The organism is Novosphingobium acidiphilum DSM 19966, from assembly GCF_000429005.1.
Classification (GTDB): Bacteria; Pseudomonadota; Alphaproteobacteria; order Sphingomonadales; family Sphingomonadaceae; genus Novosphingobium; species Novosphingobium acidiphilum.
In genome coordinates, this window is sequence record NZ_AUBA01000003.1 from 1 (window position 1) to 21429 (window position 21429).

17 protein-coding genes and 1 tRNA gene are annotated in these 21429 nt (G+C 65.0%); 8 read left to right on the forward strand and 10 right to left on the reverse strand.

Going from position 1 to position 21429, the window contains the following annotated elements; translation table 11 throughout:
* The coding region (locus G404_RS0102765; RefSeq protein WP_028639737.1) for an integrase core domain-containing protein at nt 1-163 on the forward strand (163 nt) is incomplete at its 5' end.
* Between the two features lie 328 nt (nt 164-491).
* Here the strand turns inward: G404_RS0102765 and acs are convergent.
* Nucleotides 492-2441 carry an acetate--CoA ligase gene (acs, locus tag G404_RS0102770; protein WP_028639738.1) on the reverse strand — a complete coding sequence of 650 codons (1950 nt, stop codon included), beginning with the start codon at nt 2439-2441 and terminating at the stop codon, nt 492-494.
* Nucleotides 2442-2751: 310 nt separating this feature from the next.
* Between acs and G404_RS0102775 the strand changes: the two genes are divergently transcribed.
* The 4 genes from G404_RS0102775 (at nt 2752) to G404_RS17830 (ending at nt 9077) form a co-directional block, all read left to right on the forward strand.
* Nucleotides 2752-4500 carry an MFS transporter gene (locus tag G404_RS0102775; protein ID WP_028639739.1) on the forward strand — a complete coding sequence of 583 codons (1749 nt, stop codon included), beginning with the start codon at nt 2752-2754 and terminating at the stop codon, nt 4498-4500.
* A gap of 139 nt (nt 4501-4639) precedes the next feature.
* Nucleotides 4640-4715, forward strand: a tRNA-Thr gene (locus tag G404_RS0102780).
* A gap of 259 nt (nt 4716-4974) precedes the next feature.
* Nucleotides 4975-6660: an amidase gene (locus G404_RS0102785; RefSeq protein WP_211230719.1), complete on the forward strand. Its 1686-nt coding sequence runs from the start codon at nt 4975-4977 to the stop codon at nt 6658-6660.
* A gap of 77 nt (nt 6661-6737) precedes the next feature.
* A complete protein-coding gene (locus G404_RS17830) occupies nt 6738-9077 on the forward strand; it encodes a TonB-dependent receptor (protein WP_051280065.1) in 2340 nt (779 codons plus the stop codon).
* On the opposite strand, the gene G404_RS17835 is transcribed toward G404_RS17830, so the two are convergent.
* From G404_RS17835 to G404_RS0102830, 8 genes are all read right to left on the reverse strand, one after another.
* On the reverse strand, nt 9061-9849 hold the full coding sequence (locus G404_RS17835) for a glycosyltransferase family protein (RefSeq protein ID WP_211230720.1): 789 nt from the start codon (nt 9847-9849) through the stop codon (nt 9061-9063). The two genes, G404_RS17830 and G404_RS17835, sit on opposite strands and share 17 nt — an antisense overlap.
* The gene (locus tag G404_RS0102800; RefSeq protein WP_051280069.1) at nt 9846-10241 is read right to left on the reverse strand and encodes an HAD family hydrolase; all 396 of its coding nucleotides are present in this window, start codon (nt 10239-10241) and stop codon (nt 9846-9848) included. Before G404_RS0102800 ends, G404_RS17835 begins: the two co-directional genes overlap by 4 nt.
* Nucleotides 10238-11704, reverse strand: a complete 1467-nt coding sequence (locus tag G404_RS0102805; protein ID WP_028639742.1) for a hypothetical protein — start codon at nt 11702-11704, stop codon at nt 10238-10240. Before G404_RS0102805 ends, G404_RS0102800 begins: the two co-directional genes overlap by 4 nt.
* Complete coding sequence (locus G404_RS0102810) at nt 11701-12660, reverse strand: hypothetical protein (RefSeq protein ID WP_028639743.1); 960 nt, start codon at nt 12658-12660, stop codon at nt 11701-11703. Before G404_RS0102810 ends, G404_RS0102805 begins: the two co-directional genes overlap by 4 nt.
* Complete coding sequence (locus G404_RS0102815) at nt 12657-13508, reverse strand: glycosyltransferase (RefSeq protein ID WP_051280071.1); 852 nt, start codon at nt 13506-13508, stop codon at nt 12657-12659. The genes G404_RS0102810 and G404_RS0102815 overlap by 4 nt, the downstream gene beginning before the upstream one ends.
* A complete protein-coding gene (locus G404_RS0102820) occupies nt 13396-13983 on the reverse strand; it encodes a GtrA family protein (RefSeq protein WP_169719677.1) in 588 nt (195 codons plus the stop codon). Before G404_RS0102820 ends, G404_RS0102815 begins: the two co-directional genes overlap by 113 nt.
* Nucleotides 13959-15596 (reverse strand): hypothetical protein, encoded by a 1638-nt coding sequence (locus G404_RS0102825; RefSeq protein ID WP_156906167.1) that lies wholly within the window; start codon nt 15594-15596, stop codon nt 13959-13961. Before G404_RS0102825 ends, G404_RS0102820 begins: the two co-directional genes overlap by 25 nt.
* A 74-nt stretch (nt 15597-15670) precedes the next feature.
* Complete coding sequence (locus tag G404_RS0102830) at nt 15671-17317, reverse strand: hypothetical protein (RefSeq protein WP_028639747.1); 1647 nt, start codon at nt 17315-17317, stop codon at nt 15671-15673.
* Between the two features lie 189 nt (nt 17318-17506).
* On the opposite strand from G404_RS0102830, the gene G404_RS17840 reads away from it, so the two are divergent.
* Nucleotides 17507-18766, forward strand: a complete 1260-nt coding sequence (locus G404_RS17840) for an MFS transporter (protein ID WP_036520179.1) — start codon at nt 17507-17509, stop codon at nt 18764-18766.
* On the opposite strand, the gene G404_RS0102840 is transcribed toward G404_RS17840, so the two are convergent.
* Complete coding sequence (locus tag G404_RS0102840) at nt 18754-19308, reverse strand: HD domain-containing protein (RefSeq protein WP_028639748.1); 555 nt, start codon at nt 19306-19308, stop codon at nt 18754-18756. The two genes, G404_RS17840 and G404_RS0102840, sit on opposite strands and share 13 nt — an antisense overlap.
* A gap of 138 nt (nt 19309-19446) precedes the next feature.
* On the opposite strand from G404_RS0102840, the gene G404_RS0102845 reads away from it, so the two are divergent.
* Both G404_RS0102845 and G404_RS0102850 read left to right on the forward strand, forming a co-directional pair.
* A complete protein-coding gene (locus tag G404_RS0102845) occupies nt 19447-20460 on the forward strand; it encodes a YncE family protein (RefSeq protein WP_028639749.1) in 1014 nt (337 codons plus the stop codon).
* 34 nt (nt 20461-20494) lie between these two features.
* A complete protein-coding gene (locus G404_RS0102850; protein WP_028639750.1) occupies nt 20495-21376 on the forward strand; it encodes an alpha/beta hydrolase family protein in 882 nt (293 codons plus the stop codon).
* Nucleotides 21377-21429 lie beyond the last annotated feature (53 nt).

A 21429-nucleotide genomic window follows, 5' to 3' on the forward strand; every position in this document is an offset into this window, starting at 1 on the left:
CGAGGAGGTTTATCTGCACGCCTATGGTGCAGTCAGCGAAGCGAGGACTCAGATCGGTCGGTATCTGAATTTCTACAATGCCCGCAGGCCACATTCGAGCCTTGGGGCGAAGACGCCCAATCAAGCGTATTTTGACAACCTGCCCGTGAAAGTGGCAGCATGAAATTGGCCGCCGATATGGGCCTTCATTCCGGTCGGGCTGCGCCCTCCCTCCATGAAAGCCCATATCGGCAATTCAAGAAAGCAACCGGCAGACGATCCACTTATCCGTTGCCGATCCCTGTGCAGACAAACCGAGCCAGCTCTACCCACGGCTTCTCCCTTCGACCGACCGTCAGCATGCACCGCGCATGGCGCGCGTCCAGGCTGCACTGGTGGGGGGCCAGTTCCGCACGGTTCCTTGCGCCAAAATTGTGGCGCCTGCAATGGCCAAGGGCGGGGCGATGCACGCCGGTGGCATGGCGCCGGGGCCATGCCACCCGTTGCACCGATCAGACGCCGGCCAGTTGCGGCCGGTTGGCAACCAGATTGTCGACCACCGACGGATCGGCCAATGTCGATGTGTCACCCAGGTTCGACAGGTCATTTTCGCCGATCTTGCGCAGGATCCGCCGCATGATCTTGCCCGATCGGGTTTTTGGCAGGCCGGGGGCAAACTGGATCACATCGGGGGTGGCGATCGGCCCGATTTCGTGCCGCACCCACGCGATCAGTTCCTTGCGCAGCGCATCGTCAGGTTCGACTTCGGCGTTGCAGGTGACAAAGGCATAGATGCCCTGGCCCTTGATCGCGTGCGGCATGCCCACCACTGCGGCTTCGGCCACGTGGTGATGCGCGACCAGCGCGCTTTCGATTTCGGCGGTGCCCATGCGATGGCCCGACACGTTGATCACGTCATCGATGCGCCCGGTGATCCAATGGTACCCGTCGGCATCCCGGCGACACCCGTCGCCGGTGAAATAGAGCCCCTTGAACGTGGTGAAATAGGTCTGGAAAAACCGTTCCTGATCGCCCCACACCCCGCGCATCTGGCCCGGCCAGCTGTCGGTGATGACCAGGCAACCATCGGCCGCACCGTCAAGAAAATGGCCGTCGTTGTCGACCAGCGCGGGTTTGACGCCAAAGAACGGCCTGCTTGCCGATCCGGGTTTCAGCGGGGTGGCGCCAGGCAGCGGGGTGATCATTGCGCCGCCGGTTTCGGTCTGCCACCAGGTGTCGACAATCGGGCAACGGCTGTCGCCCACGACCTTGTGATACCATTCCCACGCTTCGGGATTGATCGGTTCGCCGACCGATCCGAGCAGGCGCAGCGAAGACCGGTCGGTCTTTTTGACCCAGTCATCGCCTTCGCGCATCAGCGCGCGCAGCGCGGTCGGCGCGCCATAGAAGATTTCGACGCCGTATTTGTCGACCACCTGCCAGAACCGGCTTGGATCGGGCCAGTTGGGCACGCCTTCGAACATCACCGTGGTCGCGCCGTTCATCAGCGGACCATAGACCACGTACGAATGCCCGGTGACCCAGCCGATATCGGCGGCGCACCAATAGATCTGCCCCGGGCGATAATCGAACACGTATTCGTGCGTGATCGACGCCCATACGGCATAGCCGCCGGTGGTGTGCAGCACGCCCTTGGGCTTGCCGGTAGAGCCCGAGGTATAGAGGATGAACAGCGGGTCTTCGGCGCGCATTTCGGCAGGCGCGCAATCGGCCGATTGTTCGGCCACGCCGCTGTTCCAGTCGATATCGCGGCCCGCGACCATCGGCACGGCGGCGCCGGTGCGTTGCAGCACGATCACCGTCGAGACATCGGGGCACTGTTTCAGCGCCTCGTCGACATTGGCCTTCAGCGGCACTTTGCGCCCGCCGCGCAGCCCTTCATCGGATGTCAGCACGATGCGGCTGTCGCAATCGATGATCCGCCCGGCCAGTGCATCGGGCGAAAATCCCGCAAACACGATCGAATGGATCGCGCCGATCCGCGCGCAGGCGAGCATTGCCACCGCGGCTTCGGGCACCATCGGCAGATAGATCGTCACCCGATCGCCACGCGCAACCCCGCGCGCCTTCAGCAGATTGGCAAAGCGGCAGACATCGGCGTGGAGCTGGGCATAGGTGATGCGGCGCTCGGGTTCGTCCGGGCTGTCGGGTTCCCACAGGATCGCCACCGTATCCCCGCGCGTCGCCAGGTGCCGGTCAAGGCAATTGGCCGACAGGTTGAGCGTGCCATCCTCAAACCAGCGAATGCCGAAATCGGCCTCGTGAAACGATGTGTTCCGGACTTTGGTAAAAGGCGTGATCCAGTCGATCCGCTGCGCCTCGTCGCGCCAGAACGCCTCGGGCGCGTCGACCGAGCGGCGATACATCGCGAAATAGCGTTCTTCATCGATCAACGCGGATGCGGCCCATTCGGCCGGCACCGGATATACAACATCGCCCATAATCAGGCTCCTCTTACCAATTCGTGCCGCTTTACCGCATATGCATCGGCTTTGCGCATCTGGACCATGGTCTTATCCGAGTATGGTCCATCGCGCGCGCGGCGCAAGGCGATTGCGATCGCGCGTTGGCGCCCGGGCCCTTGGGCAAGCCTGACCCTCGACCTTGGTCGGGCTGGCCGGGCTTGCGCCAATCCCCCATGCGCATGGCATTACAATCCGGCAAAGACCGAGCCCTTTGGCGTCGCAGAGGGTACAATCACCTGAGGAAATGCGCCCCGGGATGCGCGCCGGGGCTCTAGGAGAGTATGTCATGGCGACAACGTTCGACCAGCTACCCAAACACCACACCGTGACCAACAGCGAACGGCTGGTGATCACCGCCAGTTCGCTTGGCACGGTGTTCGAATGGTACGATTTCTATCTGTATGGCCTGCTGACGGCGATTATCGCTTCGCAGTTCCTGACCGGGCTGAACCCCACCACCGCCTATATCATGGCGCTGCTGGTGTTTGCGTCGGGCTTTATCGTGCGCCCGTTCGGCGCGCTGGTGTTCGGCCGTATCGGGGATCTGGTCGGCCGGCGTTATACCTTTATCGTCACGCTGTCGGTCATGGGGATTTCCACATTCCTGGTCGGCTGTCTGCCCACGTACAAGACTGCGGGCGTGGCCGCGCCTGCCATGCTGGTGGGCCTGCGCATGATGCAGGGCCTGGCGCTGGGCGGCGAATATGGCGGCGCGGCCAGCTATGTGGCCGAACACGCCCCCAGCACCAAACGCGGGCTTTACACCAGCTGGATCCAGATCACCGCCACCGCGGGCCTGGCCATGGCGTTGCTGATCGTGATCATGGTGCGTTCACCGATCACGGGCGTGGGCGAAGCGGCGTTTTCGGCCTGGGGCTGGCGCATTCCCTATCTGCTGTCGGGCCTGTTCCTGGTGCTGGGCCTATGGCTGCGCCTGAAACTGCACGAATCGCCGGTGTTCCAGAAGATGAAGGCCGAAGGCACCGGGTCAAAGGCACCCCTGACCGAAGCATTCGGCCAATGGGTCAATCTGAAAGTGGTGATCATCGCGTTCTTTGGCGCGATCGCGGGCCAGGCGGTGATTTTCTACGGCTGCCAGCTTTACGTGATGACGTTCCTTGAAAAGATGCTGAAGCTTGATGGCCTGACCGCCAACATGCTGCTGGCCGCGGCGCTGGTTCTGGCCAGCCCGTTCTATCTGGTGTTTGGCGCGCTGTCCGACCGCATCGGGCGCAAACCGGTGATCATCGCCGGCTGCGTGCTGGCGGCGGCCACGCTGTTCCCCGCGTTCCACATGCTGACCGCCGCGGCAAACCCCGCCCTGGCCGCCGCGCAAAGCAATGCACCCGTCACCGTCACCGCCAATCCGGCCGAATGCAATTCGCAGTTCGATCCGGTGGGCGGCAAATCGTATGACACCACCAGCTGCGACATCATCAAGGCCATGCTCGCCAAATCGGGCGTGAACTATACCAACGTCAACGCCCCTGCCGGCACGATCGCCTCGATCACCATCGGCCAGACCACCTTTGTTGCACCCGATCCGGCCAAAGTCAGCGGCGATGCCAAAAAGGCCGCGATTGCCGGCTTTACCGCATCGGTGGTGGGCAAGGCCGCCACCGCCGCCAAGCCTGCCGAAGGCGGCAAGCCCGCGGTCGAGGCCAAGCCCGCAGTCAAAGGCGCGCTGGCCAACGTGGGCTATCCGGCCAAGGCCGATCCGGCCCGGATCAACATCCCGCTGGTGATCGCGATCCTGTTCTACCTCGTGCTGCTGGTAACCATGGTCTATGGCCCGATCGCCGCGCTGCTGGTTGAACTGTTCCCCAGCCGCATCCGGTATTCGGCGATGTCGTTGCCCTATCACATCGGCAATGGCTGGCTCGGCGGGCTGCTGCCGGCGATCAGCTTTGCCATGGTCGCGGCCAATGGCGATATCTTCTATGGCCTGTGGTACCCGGTGGTGGTGGCGGCCGGCACCGCGGTGATCGGCGCGCTGTTCCTGCCCGAAACATACCGCCGCCCGATCGACGGCTGACCCCGGGCGCACGACACGGCAATGGGCGGGATTGGCAACAATCCCGCCCATTTGCATATGCGGCCGGCGAATTGGGCCACAAACCCCATTGCAACCCCGCCCACCTCCCGTTAAGGGCACCCATCCCGCCCAAGGGCGCGCCGCTTTAGCTCAGTCGGTAGAGCACATCATTCGTAATGATGGGGTCAGAGGTTCGAATCCTCTAAGCGGCACCATTTTTTCCATCCGTCTTGCGCACCCCTTTGCCCCGGGCGCATTGTCGCGGTTGGACGAGCCCACCCCAAAGCCCACTGCCCCAAAAGGACTTTGGCAAATATCGTTATGCTGCATAAGAGACGGCGTCGGTTCGGGCCGGGCCTTGCCTGTCCGGTGGCGGCTTGTGTCGGTGTGTGGCGGCCGGTCGGGATCGCCCGGCGTGGCGCGCATGGGGGTTTGCATATGGTGAAATGGGGCAGGTTGGTCGCGCGGGCTTCGGTGGCGGGGCTGATCGCGTGGTCTTCGTGTGCGCTGGCGGCGCCCGCTGCCCCGGCAAAGGCGGCGATCGATGCCGATCTGATCGAGGTGTCGATCCCGCAGCTGCATGCGCTGTATGATCATCATACCTATACCGTGCGGCAGGTGGTTGACTGGTATCTGGCGCGGATCGCGCGGTACAATCCGATCTATCATCCGGTGGAACAGGTCTTTGCCGACGAGGCGCGCGCGCTGGCCGATCGGCAGGATGCGGCCGGCGGCCCGACCGCCAGCCACGGCGCGCTGTGGGGCGTGCCGATCGTGATCAAGGCCAACACCAGCATTGCCGGCAAAATCACCACCGACGGGTGGGAGGGGTATACCGTGCCCGGCCACGAACTGGTGGCCCCGCGCGATGCAACGGTGGTGGCGCGGCTGAAGGCGGCGGGCGCGATCATCATCGGGCATACCAACATGCCCGATTTCGCCGATGCCGATACCAACCGGTCAAGCTCGTTCGGGCGCACCGGCAATGCCTATGACGTGCGGTTTTCGCCGGGCGGGTCTTCGGGCGGCACGGTTACCGCGGTCACGTCGAACCTGGCGATGCTGGGCAATGGCACCGACACCGGCAATTCGATCCGCATGCCCGCGGGCACCAGCGCGTTGGTCGGCGTGTTCCCCACGCGTGGGCTGGTGTCGATCGCGGGGATCGCCCCGCTCGACTGGTTGCTGGACAACACCGGCCCGATCGCGCGCAACGTGACCGATGCGGCAATTGCGCTGGGGGTGATGGCGGGCGAAGATCCGCTTGATCCGGTTACCAAAGGATCGGCGCAAAGGGCGCAAGGCGCGCCCTATACCGCCTATCTCAAGGCCGATGCGTTGAAGGGCAAACGGTTTGGCGTGCCCGCGTTCATCCTGCAGGGGCTGGGCATTCCGTTCCACGGCATTCCCGCGATCGTGCCCGAAGGCGCCGCGCAAAAGGCCGCTGCCAATGCCGCGATCCCGCTTGATCCGCGCACCCGCGCCGCGTTCATGAAGGCGATCGACGATCTGCGCGCGGCGGGTGCCACCGTGGTGGTGGATGACAGCGTGTTGCCCGCCAGCTTTGCCTACGATGCGGTGCGCATTGCGACATATCCCTATGTGCGCGAAGGGACCGACCTGTTCCTGGCCAATTTCGGCCCCGCGCAATACCATTCCAGCGGCGAATACGAACGCGTGATGGGCGCGCCGCTGGGTGCGGCGATCATCGGCACCCAGCCCAACAATTCGGAATTTCTGGCCGGCGACGTCAAGATCCGCCAGCGGCTGGTCGAAACCGATCCCGATGCCAATGCCAATCTGTGGGACCCGCTCGCAAAGGTCATGAAGACCTATCTCGACACGATGGAGCGGCTGCATCTGGACGGGTATGTCTATCCGGCGATCCAGATGCCGCCGGTGGACGAAACGATGCCGCAAAATGGCGGGCTTAGCGACGGGCCGCATTCGGCCACCAGCTGGGTCAACATGCTGGGCGTGCCCGCGGTGGTCGTGCCGGGCGGGTTTTATGACAGCGGGTTGCCGTTCGGCCTGGAAATTGCCGGGCGTCCGTTCCACGACGGCGATCTGCTGGGCTATGCCTTTGCCTTCGAACAGGCGACACACCACCGCCATCCGCCGGTGCTGGTCGAACAGGGCCTGTTGCCCGACGCCCACTGATACCCCCGCCTGGCGCGTGGGCGAGGGGCCCGCGCGCCAGGCGGCATTGCCAAAACAACCAGAACAGGGAGTTCGCCATGAACTTTGCCACGCGCAGTTTGTATACCAGTTCGGTCCTTGCGCTGATCCTGGGCGCGGCCGGATCGGCCCATGCCCAGGGCCAGCCTGCCGATGCGGCAGCGCCCGCGGCCACCGAAATCGTCGTGACCGCCGAAAAGCGGTCGTCCACCGTGCAGGATACGCCGATCAGCATCACCGCGCTGTCGGGCGATCAGCTGCTTAACCAGGGCGTGACCGGCGTGGCCGGCATTGTCATGGCGGTGCCCGGGCTGTCGATGCGCACCGCCGGCCCCGGGCAGACCGAGCTGGAAATGCGCGGGCTGTCGTCATCGGGGGGGGCTTCGCCCACCGTCGGCTTTTATCTCGACGATTATTCGCTGACCGCGCCGGCGGCTTCGCTGGCGGGCAAAGTGGTGATCGATCCCGATCTGTACGACCTTAACCGGGTGGAAGTGCTGCGCGGCCCGCAGGGCACGCTTTATGGTTCGGGCTCGATGGGCGGCACGGTCAAGCTGGTGACCAACCAGCCCAACCTGACCACGGTGCAGGGTTCGATCGATGCATCGGTGTCCACCACCAAGGGCGGCGGCGTGAACGGCGGCGGCAATCTGATGGTCAATCTGCCGATCGTGCAGGACATGCTGGCGATCCGCGTGGTGGCGACCGACAAGTACCGCGACGGGTGGATCACGCGCGTGGTCGAACCCGACTTTCCGGCGCCGGTCAATCCGGGTGGCTATTGCGCCGGCAGCGGCTGGCCCGGCTGCGATCGCGGCAATGTGCTGGGCGGCGCGATCGCCAGCGAAACCCCGCGGATCAACTGGGAACACCTGCAGGGCGCGCGCGCCGAAGTGCTGGCCAGGCCCAGCGATCGCCTGACGATCAGCGGGCTGGCGATCTATCAGCAGATCAACATGGGCGGGTATGATGAATACGACGCACCCCCGGGCTTGCCGGGTTATCACTTTCAGCCCGACAACGCGCGCGAACCGATCCGCGACACGTTTCAGCTATATGGCCTGACCGCGACTTATGATCTTGGCTTTGCCGATCTGACCAGCGCCACGGCCTATTATACCCGCACCGAAAGCCAGACGCAGGACACCGCCGAGGCGCTGTACAGCCTGCTGCCGCTGTATGGCTATGCCACCAGCCAGTATTACACCAGCCCGTTCAACGAAACCGACACCACCCACCAGTTCAGCGAAGAATTGCGGCTGGTGTCAAAGGGTGCCGGGCCGCTGCGCTGGACCGTGGGCGCGTTCTACAGCCATTTTGAATCGATCTTTGCCGAAAGCAACAACCTGCCGCAGTTCGTTGCAACGATCCCCGGTGCGTTGGCGGCCAACCCCGACGGCGTGTTGTACCAGGCGAACAATCCCTATCGCATCAAGCAATATGGCCTGTTCGGCGAAGGCACCTACAGCTTTGGCGGGGGCTGGAAACTGACCGCCGGCGCGCGCTGGTACAAGTTTGAAAGCACCGCGAACGAGGAAACCACCGGCCTGCTGGCGCTGTCGGGCAATGAAACGCCCTATCTCAGCACGTTTTCCACGTCGAACACCGGGATCAATCCCAAAGTCACGCTGTCGTATGAACACGCGCACGATCTGACGGTCTATGCCACCGCGTCAAAGGGCTTTCGCCCCGGCGGGATCAACCAGCAGATACCCAATCCGCCATGCACGCTGAATGCCGAAACCTATGGGCCCGACAGCATCTGGAACTACGAACTGGGTGAAAAGGCAAAGTTTTTTGGCAACCGCGTGTCGGTCAATGCCGATGTCTATTATATCACCTGGTCCAACGTGCAGCAGTCGGTCAACCAGGCCTGCGGCTATCCGTTGACCGCCAATGCCGGTTCGGCAGAGGCCTATGGCCCCGAAGTCGAAATCACCGCGCAGATCACGCGCAATCTGCTGTTTTCATTCAGCGGCACGTACACCCATTCGGCGATCAAGACCGCCGATCCGGCATTGCAGGCGCAGGACCCGCTGGTCGTGGCGGGGCTGCCGCTGCTCAACGTGCCCAAGTTCACCGAAAACACCGCGCTGACCTATACCACGCCGGTCAATGCCACGTGGAACCTGATGGCGCGGGTGTCGAATTCCTACGTCGGCAAGACCACCGACATCGACTATACGTATGGCACGCTGCCCGCCTATGACATTGTCAGCGCACGGATCGCGCTGATGAACGGCAAGATTACCGCGGCGCTGTTTGCCGACAACCTGACCAACACCCATGCCCAGCTGGGCATCAACACGACGGGGTTTGCCTATACCATCCCGTCGCTGATCCGCGTGGCCACCAATCAGCCGCGCACGTTCGGCGTGAACGTCAAGGTCGCGTACTGACCATGGTTTCGCCCCCTGCCAGCGCACGCGCGGCGGGGGGCGGATCGGCCTGAAATGCGGCCACTTGCGCAGGCGTGCCAAGCGCGCCCACCGCGTCAAACGGCACATGCGCGATATGCACCGGCTGACCCGACGCGATCAGCGCATTGTACATCGGCGCGATATAGCGTTCGCCCTGTTCCATCGCCGCAGCATCGGCAAAAAAGCGCCGGTACAGATCGCAATACAGCGCGGCCGAGGCAAACCAGTAAAATCCGATCGTGGCATGGGGCGCGATGCGCTGTTTTTCGCGCAGTTCGACAATCCGGCCATGTTCGTCCACCCGCGCAAACGACCAGCCATCGCCGGGCGCGTCGCAACAGGGCACCCAGCCGGCTGCATCGGCGGGAATGGCATCGGGCCTCAGCGCGCCCGGGGCGATGAAGGTGTCGATATTGAACACCGCAAACGGCAGATGCTGTGGCGCGGTCTGCGCCAGATGCAGAGCGGTCGTGGCCTGGCCGTCGGTCGGCTGGTCCAGTTCGATGATCGCATCGACCCGCAACTGGCGCACGTGCGCGCGCGCCGCGATGAATTCGCGCGCGCCTTCGCCGCTGCGCGCGGCCAGCCGCAACGACCACCCGGCATCCAGAAACCCGGCCAGACCCGCCATCGACCAATCGAACAGCGGGCGATCAAGTGCCGGCAATTCGTATTTGGGGCGGGTATGTCCGGCCTGCGCAAAGCGGCGGCCAAACCCGGCCATCGTGATGGCTAGTGTGCCGGTGGTCATGAAATACAGTCCGCAGCGCAGCGTTCGGCCAGTTGTTCAAGCGACAGGGTCAGAAATTCGCGCGGGCGCACCGCCCGATCATCGACATAGAACCCGTCGTGCCCGGGCCATGGCTTGGCCAGGCGCACTTCGTGATAGGGGATGGCGTTGCGATCCAGCCATTCGACCATTGGCGGCAGGACATGGGTCAGGATCGCGGCTTCATCCCCGTTGTGCGTGCGCATCCCGCGCGATGAAAACAGCACGATGTGCCAGCCCTGATCGGCAAGCTGGGCCAGCCGCGCCTTCATCGCCGGATCAGCGGGCAGATCGCCATACGCTGTGCCTTCGGGTTTGGCCGGGCACAGCGTGCCGTCGACATCGACCACCAGCACCTTTTCGCTGCGGATCATGCGCTGTGTTCCAGTTCGTCGATGATCGCGCATGCGGTCAGGCAGAACGCCGGCAGCTTGCGCGGATTGTCGCGGTGCAGCGGCAACATCGACAGGAACAGCGACAGTTCATAGGCGCGCACCACCCGCGCCGAGGTGCCGGACTGTGCCAGCGCATGCAGGAATGCAGCCTGCGCCCATTCGGGCGGACCGCCGCGTTCCAGTTTCAGCGACAGGCCCAGGCCGGTGTCGAGCTGGCATTCGAACAGGCCGTTGTTGATGAAATCATACCCGCCCAGGATCGAATGGCTGAACTTGGCCAGGTCGTACAACGGGTGCATCCAGGCCGCATCCAGTGTTTGCGCGCCGCGCGGATCGATCAGGCGGAACAGGCCGATATCGCGGTGGAACAGGATATTGGACAAACACGGATCGCCATGGCCGATGGCCAGCGTGTCCGAAGTGTCATCCGCGATGGCCGCTTCGATCAGCGCGGTGGCGCGGTGCCGCATCGCGGTCAGCCCGCCATGCGGACCGCCCGCGGTCATCAGCGCATCGACGCGCAGGCCCTGTTCGGTCGCGGCAAACATATCGAGCCGGGCGTGCATCTTGTCCAGGATTTCGGTCCGCGCGGCTTCGCGCGCCACCGATCGGCCCACGGTATTGTGCCCGCGCGCGGCAACAAACGCGAAAAACGCCTCGAGCAGCGTGCCAAAGCTGGCTTCGTCAAAGGCGTGGTGCACCATCTGGATCGCGGCATCGGGCACCGACAGCTTTTCCATGGCATAGGACGCGCTGTCGGCCGTTTCGGCGTAATCGAACGTGGGCAGCAGAAACCGCTTCATCGGTTCCGGCACCACGTGGAAATAGCGGTATTCGCCGCGCATCTTGGCAATGTCGGCCGAGGTTTTGCGCATCACGCCGCTGGCTTGCGCCATCTGGTTGAAATGGCGCGTTTCGGTGGCCCCGGTCATGTATCCCAGGAATGCATCGACATTGCGCAGATCGATCAGGCCCATGTCGTTGCCGACATGCATCGCATGCGCGGACAGACCGGAAAAGAAACTGCGCCGTTCGCCCGGATCGGTGATCCGCAGCAGGCTGAGCGCGTCTTCGCGCGACAGCAGTGCTGCCGCCTCGTCATCGAAGCGCCCGCCAAAGATGGTGCGGTCAAGCGCATAGGGCAGCTTTTGCAGCGTGCGCGCAAAGATATCCAGCTTGCCCGGCACCAGGCTGCTGGGCAGGCGGAATATGCGATCGTCGGGCGAACTGCGTTCCAGCATGTCGATCCCGGCGGCGCGGCTGGCCGCGTCGGACATGCGCACAAACCGGCGGCCTTCGTCCATCAGCGCGATCTGTTCGATGATTTCGGCCAGTCGCCGCCGCTGGCGCAGCAGATCGGCAAAACGTTCGACCCCGATGATCTGGCGGATGGCCACCGGGGCGGGGCTGGTATCGTCATAGAGGATCAGCATGGCGGTCACGCCTCTCGTGCGGCAAAGGCGGCAGGCGCGCCATTGTCGCGGCGCATGGCAAGCCGGCGCGATGGTGTGCGGCTGTCGAGATAGGGCAGCGCCACCAGCAGCCAGCTGATCAGCAGCGGAACAAGGAACGCCAGCGTCAGCAGCGCGACTTCGGGGTCGACCGGCTGGTTGAACACGATCATCCGCCAGCTGTCGTTGGTGCGGCGCAACAGCAGGTTGATCGTGCTCAGCGCGCCCGGTGCGGTGCCGGTCAGGCGCAGCGCCGTGGCGGCGGCGGCCAGTTCCAGCGCGGCGATGCACAGGCTGGACAGCACCAGGAACGGCGCGGTGGTGACAATCGTGGTCCGCCCGCGGATCAGCAGGCGGCGCACGGTATCGGTCACGTGCAGCACGCGCGCCGCATGCGCGTGGTAATGGTGGGCAAAGACATGGCGCTGCACCAGTTCAAGCACGATCGGCAGGCCCAGGAACGTGGCGCAGATGACCAGCAATGCCGCCCCCAGCATCACCGCCAGCAGCGCATTGCCGCCGATGCCGCCTGCATGCAGCACCAGGATCAGCCCCAGCAGCAAAACCGCATCCATCGTGCGATCGATCAGCAGCGTCATCACCGCGCGCGGCCAGGACCCGCCCGCGACCGACAGTTCGTTGACCCGCACCAGTTCATCCAGCTTCAGCGGCATGATCAACGACCAGGGTGCTACAAACAGATGCAGCATGATCGCTTTGCGCAACGTCAGGTCGAGCAGCGGCACCGCGATCACCGCCAGCCGCACCGCGCGCAAGCCATGCGATGCGAGATAAAGGCCGCCACCGGTCAGCAGCAGCAGGCACAGACTGGATGCGGGCAGCACGCCGATCGCGCTACGGATGCCGATCGCGGTGCGCGCGGCCATGACCACAAAGGCAAGCCCGGTGGCCAGCGCGATGCCGCGCCGCTGCGGCGGGCAGGTCATGCCGCGGCCTCGGCCATCGCACTGTGCCAGACCAGCGTGGCGGGATAGGCATCGCGCACCACGCTGCGGTGTTCGCCTGCGAAAAAGGCGCGTGGCGAACCCACCCGCCCGGCCAGCAGGCGCAGCATGCGCTGGCCCTGGCTGGTCAGCTTTGCATTCGACACCTGATCGTCTTCGCGCCAGGTGATCGGAAAAAAGCGCAGCGTGCGCCGGTGATGGACCAGCCCCAGAATCAGGTAATAATTGAACGTCAGATCGTCGGCATAGCGCAAGTGCCAGTCATCATCGAAGATCGCGGTGCGAAACAGGTTCAGCCCCGAACCCAGATCGTACAGCCGCCGTCCGGCGACCGCGGAAAACACCAGATTGAACACCCGGTTGGCCACCGTGCGCAGCAGCGAATAGCCCTGAAGCCGCGCGCCCGGCTGAAACCGCGCGCCCAGCAGGGCATCGACCAGCACATGTTCGCCGGCCACCAGCAGCGGCACGATATCGGCCAACGATCCCTGATCATCGCCGTGCAGCACGATCACGTGGTCGAACCCGTGATCGCGGGCAAAGCCGAACGCCACTTTGTGCGATCCGCCCAGGCCGTAATTGTCGTTGTTCTGCAACAGCCAGGCTTCGGGCAAGGCCGCCGTTGCCAGCGCGGTGCGGGCGGCCACAAGCGTATCGTCGCGCGACCGGTTGTCGATCAGCAGCACCGCAAGATCCACGCCCGCGGCACAGGCCTTTTCACATTGGCTGACGACCCGGCCGATCTGCCTTGCGCAATTGTACATCGGCACAAAGATCAGGATCCTGATCTTTGCCGTTGGGCACGGGCTGGGGGAGGGTGCGGTGGCCATTGATAAGGGTCATCGCGCAAAAGTTTAAAAGGATAGTTAACGGAGTTACAACAATCTTGGCACTTGTACTGATCGCCAGGTTAACCGGCACCTGCACCGGCAATAGGGCCAATCCCGCCACCAGCAGCGACGCCATGGCAGAAGTGTGCAGCAGCCCGCCCACCGCATCGATCAGGACCGAAGCGAACAGCACGGCAACCATGCTCCACATCGCATAAAGCCCGGTTGCCACGGGCAGCGACGCCCGGCTGTCGCGAAACACCGCCAGCTGTGATCCGACAAACACCGTGCCCATGCCCACCGCCGCGCCTGCCAGATTGGCCGCGAACAACCGCACGTGCAGCTGCGCAAGCGTGGTGTAGGTCGCAAAATCAAGCAGGAAGCCTGTGCCCGACAGCACGGCAAACGCGCCGAACCGCTGGCGAAAATGTTCGATCCAGGCGCGCACGTTCAACACAGCGATCGCACCGCGCACGACTTGCGCGCCCACAGGTCCCAGTACGCGCTGTGCGCGACAGGGTAAAAGTCGCGCTGCACTTGCGCGCCATAGCTGGCCCACATCACCGTCGTGGGATCATCGGGTATCCGGTCGTGCGGGATCACCAGGAAATCGACCGGACCCAGCAACAGCGCCGGATCGGGGCGATGCGCGGGGTTGAACGTGCGCACCGGGTCCCACCACGCCACTTCGTGCCGCACCGGCGGCAGATCAAGCAACAGGGGGAACGGGTTGGACCAGGTAAACGGCAGCACCACGGCATCGTGCCGGCCATGCAGGTGCGGCCGCAGCAGGCGTACCGCTTCGTCCCAACTGGCCAGGATCTGCAGATCGGTCACCGGAATCGGATTGCCGGGGGGCACTTTGGCCGCGGTATAGACCGTGCCGATGCGCAAATCGGGTACATGCGTCTGGGCCAGCCAGCGCGTGGCAGGCCCTGCATCCACCGGCGCCACCACAGTCTGGCGCACCGCGGCCAGATCGGCGGTCATCGGGGCCACGAATCCGATCGCCACCGCGATCAGTCCCAGCGCCTCGGGGAACCGGAACGGGGCAGGTTCGTGGGTGCGCGTCACCAGCCAGCCGATCAGCAGGCCCACAGCCAGCAGCGGGTTTTCCGGTTCCGGATGGTTTTGCAGGCTGATCGCGATGCCGGCTGCCGCGGTCAACAGCCCTGCCCACAGGCCAGCACCAAATGGATTGAGCAGCCGCTGCGTCCGTGCGCCCGCAATCAGCGCCAGCAGGACCGCGAACACCAGGCCCGGCATCCCCTGGCGCAACAGGAATTGCGCGGCATCGGGGCGGGCGGCATCGGGCAGCACCACGACAGCGGTGTGCATATCGGCAAAATAGCCGGGCAAGTCGCCTGTCAGCAGGCCCGCGCCAAGGATCGTGCCCAGCGCCACCAGCCCTGCCACCATGGCAAAGCGCCAGCCCGCAAAGCCGCGCGCCGTGATCAGCGACAGCCCCAGAAATCCGATCCCGGCGGCCGCATACGTCACCTTGATGTAAAAGCATGCCGCAATCAGCACTCCGGCGATCACGCCGTCGATCGCTTCGCGGCGCCGCCCCGGCGCGGGCAGCATCGCCGCCAGCGCGATGACACCGATCAGCGCCCAGCAATACCGGTTGTAGCTGGCATTGTTCGACACGTGCGCAAAGCTTTCGCCGATCTGGCGCGGCGACAGCGCGACCAGCCCGATATAGACCGCGCACAGCCCGGCCAGCCAGCGCGGCATCCGTCCCAGGCACACGGCCAGCGCGGCGCACGCCGCTGCCAGCGCCACGATCAGATTGGCGGCCACCATCGCGCGCGCCGAAATCGGCATGATCAGGCCCGGCATTGCGTTGATGACGTACCACGCGCTGCCCACCGGGGTCTGAAAATCGCGATGCGGCCATTGTCCGGCGCGCAAGTGCAGCACCCCTTCCATCGGGATGAACAGATCCTGCGACCACTGGCTGAAAAACACCCCGCCCGGTGCCATCAGCACGCCGGCAATGCCCAGCAATACCGCCACGACCAGCGCCACCAGCGCCCGGTCAGGCCAGCGCGATGGGTGCAGAGCATCGGAGTGAGCAGAATTCATGGGGTGGTGCCATTCTCGGGGTGGAGGCACAGCCCTACAGGCCTTGTCGTAAATTTGGCGTTATGCATCGGCCATCAGCAAAACCGGCGGATGGCGCAGTCCTTGCGCGCCCACAGGTCCCAATGGGGGGCATGGTCGACCACGCGGAAATCACGCGTTACTGTAGAGCCATAGGCATCCCACATCGCCTCGCCCGTCCTCGGGTTGGCATAATCGCGCGATACCAGCACGAAATCCACAGGCCCAAGCAACAGACGCGGATCGGGTTTGCGCCTGTCGTTGAACGTGCGGGTGACGTCCCACCAAGCCACTTCGTGCCGCACCGGCGGCAGGCCCAGCATCATCGGAAAGGGGTTGTCCCAGATGAACGGCAGCACGATCGCATCGTGGCGCGTGCCCAGATGCGGGCGCAGCATTGCCATCGCTTCGTCCCAGCGCGTCAGGATCTGCGCATCGCTTTGCGGGATTTCGGCGCGAAGCGGCAGGTCGGGTCCGGTAAAGCCGCTGCCGATACGCAGATCGGTGATCTGCGTTTGCGCCATCCAGCGCGTCGATGCGCCGGTATCGATTGGCGCAACCATCGTCCAGCCCACCGCCAGCAGGTCGACCGACAGCGACAGCACCAGCGCCGCGCCGATGGCAAACAGGCCAGGCCGGGCGCCAAACCGCCATGGTCCGTCCGATCGCGCACGGGTTGCGATCCACGCAATCAGCAGCGCCAGCGGCAGCAGCGGATTTTCCGGTTCCGGATGGTTCTGGATGCCGATCACGATCCCCGCGAGCGCCGTCAGCAATCCTGCCCACAACCCTGGACTGGCAAGGGTGGTCGCGCGGTCGGGCCGTGCCCCTGCCACCACCGCCACCAGCACGACCAGCATCAGGCTGGGCAGCGCATGGATCAGCAGCAGCGAACTTTCAAACAGGCGGCTGCTGTCGGGCAGTACGCTGACCGCCGTGCGCATATCGGCCAGGTATCCGGGCAGATCGCCGGTCACCAGGCCCGCCACCGCGATCACCACCCCCGCGACCGCGCCGGCCACCCCGGCAAAGCGCCAGCCCGCAAACCCGCGCGCGGTGATCAGCGCCAGCCCCAGAAAGCCGATGCCCGCTGCTGCATAGGTGATCTTGATATAGAAACACGCCGCGATCAGCAGCCCGGCAACCGCACCATCGATCGCTGCGCGGCGGCGCCCGGGCGCGGGCAGCAGTGCTGCCAGCGCGATTACGCCGATCAACGCCCAGCAATGGCGGTTGTAACTGGCGTTGTTGGATATATGCGAGATGCCTTCGCCAATCTGACGCGGCGACAGCGCGACCATTCCCGCATGGAATGCGCACAGCATGGCGAGCGCGCGCGGCATTTTGCCAACACACACGATCAGCGCCGCGCCGCCTGCAACCAGCGCGACCAGCAGATTGGCCCCGACCAGCAGGCGCGCCGACAGCGGCACGATCTGCGCCAGCAGCGCATGGATCAGGTACCACAGGCTGCCCACCGGGGTGACGAAATCGCGGTGCGGCCATTGGCCCGCGCGGATATGCAGCACGCCTTCCAGCGGGATGAACACATCGGGCACCCACTGGCTGAAATAGACCCCGCCGCGCACCACCAGCGCGCCGGCGACCGCCACCAGCGCCAGCAGGGTGCCGCCGCCGGCGCCGATGTCGCCAAGCGCCGGGTGCCAGGCCTTGGCCGGGCGGGTTGCCAGGGGTTTGTGCATAAGCCGTGTCGGGGTATTCGGCGCGTCCCGGGGCGTCAATGGCCGGGCTGCGACGATCCAACGAAGGTGGGTATCACGGCCTTCGCAAATCGGGGTTTTTGGTCTAGGCGCGGGCCGTGTTTGGGGATCGCAAGTGTACAAGGCGGCGCGACTTTGCCGCCTGAGCGCCCGTCGAAGGAGTTTGCCCGGTTGACATTTCTGCGCCAGCGCGCGATCGCAGTCCTGGCGGTCACGTTCTTTGCCCTGCTGGTTTCTGCGGGTGTGCGGTCGGCGCCGTCGGTGCTGATGGTGCCGCTTTCGCTGCATTTCGGCTGGGACCGGGCGACGATTTCGGCAACATCGGCGGTGGGCATCGTGCTTTATGGCCTGGTCGGTCCGTTTGCCGCGGCGTTGATGATGTCGTTCGGCATCCGGCGCACGATGGCCAGCGGGCTGTTGCTGATGGGCCTGGCCACGCTGGCCAGCCAGTTCATGAGCCAAAGCTGGCATTATCTGCTGACCTGGGGCGTGCTGTCGGGGCTGGGCAGCGGTGCGGTGGCCAGTGTGCTGGGTGCTGCGGTCGTCGCGCGCTGGTTTGCCAAACGGCAGGGGCTGGCGATGGGGGTGCTGTCGGCCAGTACGGCAACCGGATCGCTGATCTTTCTGCCGGTGCTGGCCTGGCTGACCAGTACCGGCGCCTGGTTGCCGGTGGTGCGCCTGGTCGGTGCGGTGTGTCTGGTGCTGGTGCCGCTGGTGCTGTGGCTGGTGCCCGAACACCCCGGCGATGTCGGTGCGCGCCGCTTTGGCGAGGATCATGCACCGGCGGCACCCGCGCCCGTGGCGGCGCGTGATGCGCTGGCCTTTGCGTTTTCGGCGTTGGGCCGTGCCGTGCGCGTGCCGATGTTCTGGATGCTGTTCGGCACGTTTTTCGTCTGCGGGCTGACCACCAATGGCCTGGTTGGCACGCATCTGATCGCGTTTTGTGGCGACCACGGCATTGCACCGGTGGCAGCGGCCGGATTGTTGTCGACGATGGGGCTGTTCGATCTGGTGGGCACGACGGCGTCGGGCTGGCTGACCGACCGGTATGATCCGCGTCGCCTGCTGGTGGCCTATTACGGGTTGCGCGGAATTTCTCTGATCGTGCTGCCGTTCTGCAATTTCGGTACGGCCAGCCTGGCGGTGTTTGCGGTGTTCTACGGGCTCGACTGGATTGCCACGGTGCCGCCGACGGTGGCGCTGGCCACGCGCACCTTTGGCGCGCGCGAGGCGCCGGTGGTGTTCGGCTGGGTCAATGTCGGGCACCAGCTTGGCGCGGCCACCGCCGCGTTTGGCGCAGGGCTCGTGCGGCAGGAATTCGGCAGCTACAATCCGGCGTTCGTGATTGCCGGGATATTCGGGGTGGTCGCCGCCGGACTGCTGATCGCGCAGATCGCGTCTGGCCCGCGTTACCGGCTTCAGCCGGCCTGACGCATCGCGCCCACGATGCGGTCGTGGTGGCTGGCCAGATCTGGCACGATCCAGCCCACGCGTTTGCCGGCATCGTCGTAATGGCGCAGGCGGACGGCCTGTTCAAACCAGGGGTTCGCCGCGAAATCGGCGATTTCCGGCGCCGCCATTGCCCCGCCCTGCAACGTCAGGCTCAGCTTTGATGCGCCCGACAGTGCCTCGGCATAGCCGGGCACGGTGGCGCAGAGATAGCGTTTGGCTGCGACATGCAGCCGTACCGGCTCGGTCACCTCGGGCCCGAACCAGCGCGACAGGAATTGCGCGCCAAGCGCCTCGTGCTGCGCGTCGTGCGCTACGGTTTCGGCCATGGCGCCCGCATCATCGATGAACTGGCCGATATCGTGCAGCAGCGCCGCCACGATCACCGCATCGTCCTCGCCCGCTTCGATCGCCAACCGGCCGCATTGCAGGACGTGGTCGATCTGGGTCACGTCCTCGCCATAACGCTGTGCGCCAAACCGGGTGATCAGCGCGGCAATCGTGTCAAAGCGGGGGTCGGTCATGGTGCCGCCATACCGCAGCCGGGGCAGCGGCGCGACTGTTGCCGCACATTGTGACATGCCCGTCAGACGCTTTGACGAAGCGTCCTGCGGGCATTAGCCACTGACCCAGATTCCAACCCGTTGCCCAAGGACATTTGCATGCGTATTCGTCTGATATCGCTTGTCGCTCTTGCCGCTGCCGGTCTGGCGGGGCCGGCTCGGGCCGCTCCTGCCGATTACAGCGTGGTTGCGCGTATTCCCGGCGCCGATGGCAGCTGGGATTATGCCTCGGTCGATCCGGTGCGCGGGCAATTGTACGTCGCGCGCGCCGATGCGGTGATGGCGGTCGATCTGGCCACCGGCAAAGTGACCGACCACCTTGCCCCGGCGCAACGGTCGCACGAAGTCCTGCCGATCGACAAGGGCGCAACCCTGGTCGAAACCGATGGCACCAGCGGCACGACGCGGTTCCTCGATGCCGCGACCGGCGCGCAGATCGCGCAAGTCGCCACCGGCAAAAAGCCCGATTACGCCTATCAGGATGCCACGACCGGCCTGATCGTGGTGATGAACCCCGGCAGCAACGCCGTGGTGCTGATCGATCCGGCAACCCACGCGATTGTCCGCACGATCACTGTGGCGGGCGGGCTTGAAGCCGGCGACAGCGATGGCAAGGGCCATGCGTTCATCAATCTGGAAGAATCCAATGCCCTGGCTGAAGTCGATCTGGTGGCGGGCACGCTGATGCGGACCATTCCCCTGACCGGCTGTGACGGGCCGACCGGCCTGGCCATGCAGTCGGGTGGCACGCGGGTGATGTCGGCCTGCGCCAACGGAGTTGCGACCGTTGTCGATGCCGCCAGTGGCAAGCTGGTGCAGACCCTGCCCGTGGGCAAGGGCCCCGATGCCGTCATCGCCGATCCGACGCGCAATCTGGTGTTTGTGCCGGCTGGCCGCGATGGCAATCTGACCGCAATTTCGACCGCCGATCCGGCGCACTATGCCGTGGTCGCCACCATTCCAACCCAGGTCGGCGCGCGCACCGGCGCGCTCGATCCGCGCACGGGCAGGATCTATCTGCCCGCAGCATCGTACCTGCCCGCCGCCGCGGGGCAGCGCCCGCAGGCCAAGCCGGGCAGCTTTGTCGTGGTGGTGGTCGCGCCAAAGGGCTGATACTCTGCCCGTCCTTGACGGGGGAGAATCAGCGATGCGCGCCAACAGTTTGTCCACTCTGCTTGCCGCCGGCTTGATGCTGGCGGCAGGTCCTGCGTTTGCCCAGGACAGCACCGGTTTGCGCGCGATCGGTACCGATGCGCCACGCGACGCCGCGCATCCTGCCCAGCTGGTGCAGATCCGGTATCCTTCTGCAGGCCTTATGATCCCGGCACGGCTGTTCGTGGCGGCGGGTGCCGGCGCGCATCCCACGATCCTGCTGCTCCACGGCTTTCCGGGTACCGAACTCAATCTCGATCTGGCGCGGGTGTTGCAGCGCGATGGCTGGAACGTGCTCGCGATCCATTATCGCGGGGTGTGGGGTGCGCCGGGCCAGTTCAGCTATGGCCATGTGGTCGAAGATGCCCATGCCGCGCTGGCGTGGCTGCGTTCGCCCGAGGGTGTGGCGCACGGCGTCGATCCGCAAAGGATTGTCGTGCTGGGGCACAGCATGGGCGGGTTTGCCACGGTCATGCTGGGCGATGACCGGCAGGTGTCGGGGTATGTGCTGATTTCGGCGGCGGACATGGTGCAGGCGACGCTGGCTGCCAATGCCAACCCGGCCGCAAGGGCGGAATTTTCCGACGATGCCAGCTATACCAATGCGCCTCTGGCTGCGCTGGTGGCCGAGGCGCAGACCCATGTTTCCGATTGGCAATGGTCGGCGCGCGCCGCGCAAATCGCGCCACGCCCGGTGCTGGTGATCACGTCGGACGACGGCCTTGCGGCCACCGGCACGGCCGCCGCCGCCGCGGCGGGCGGTGCCCGGCCCGCCCAGGTCATTCACATGACCACCGACCACAGCTTCAACGATCATCGCACGGCGCTGGCAGCGGCGGTGCTGACGTGGCTGCACGCGACATTTCCCCGGCCCTGATCCGCGCCGCGCCTGTCTGGACAGCCCGGGGGGCATGGCATATGTGATCACAC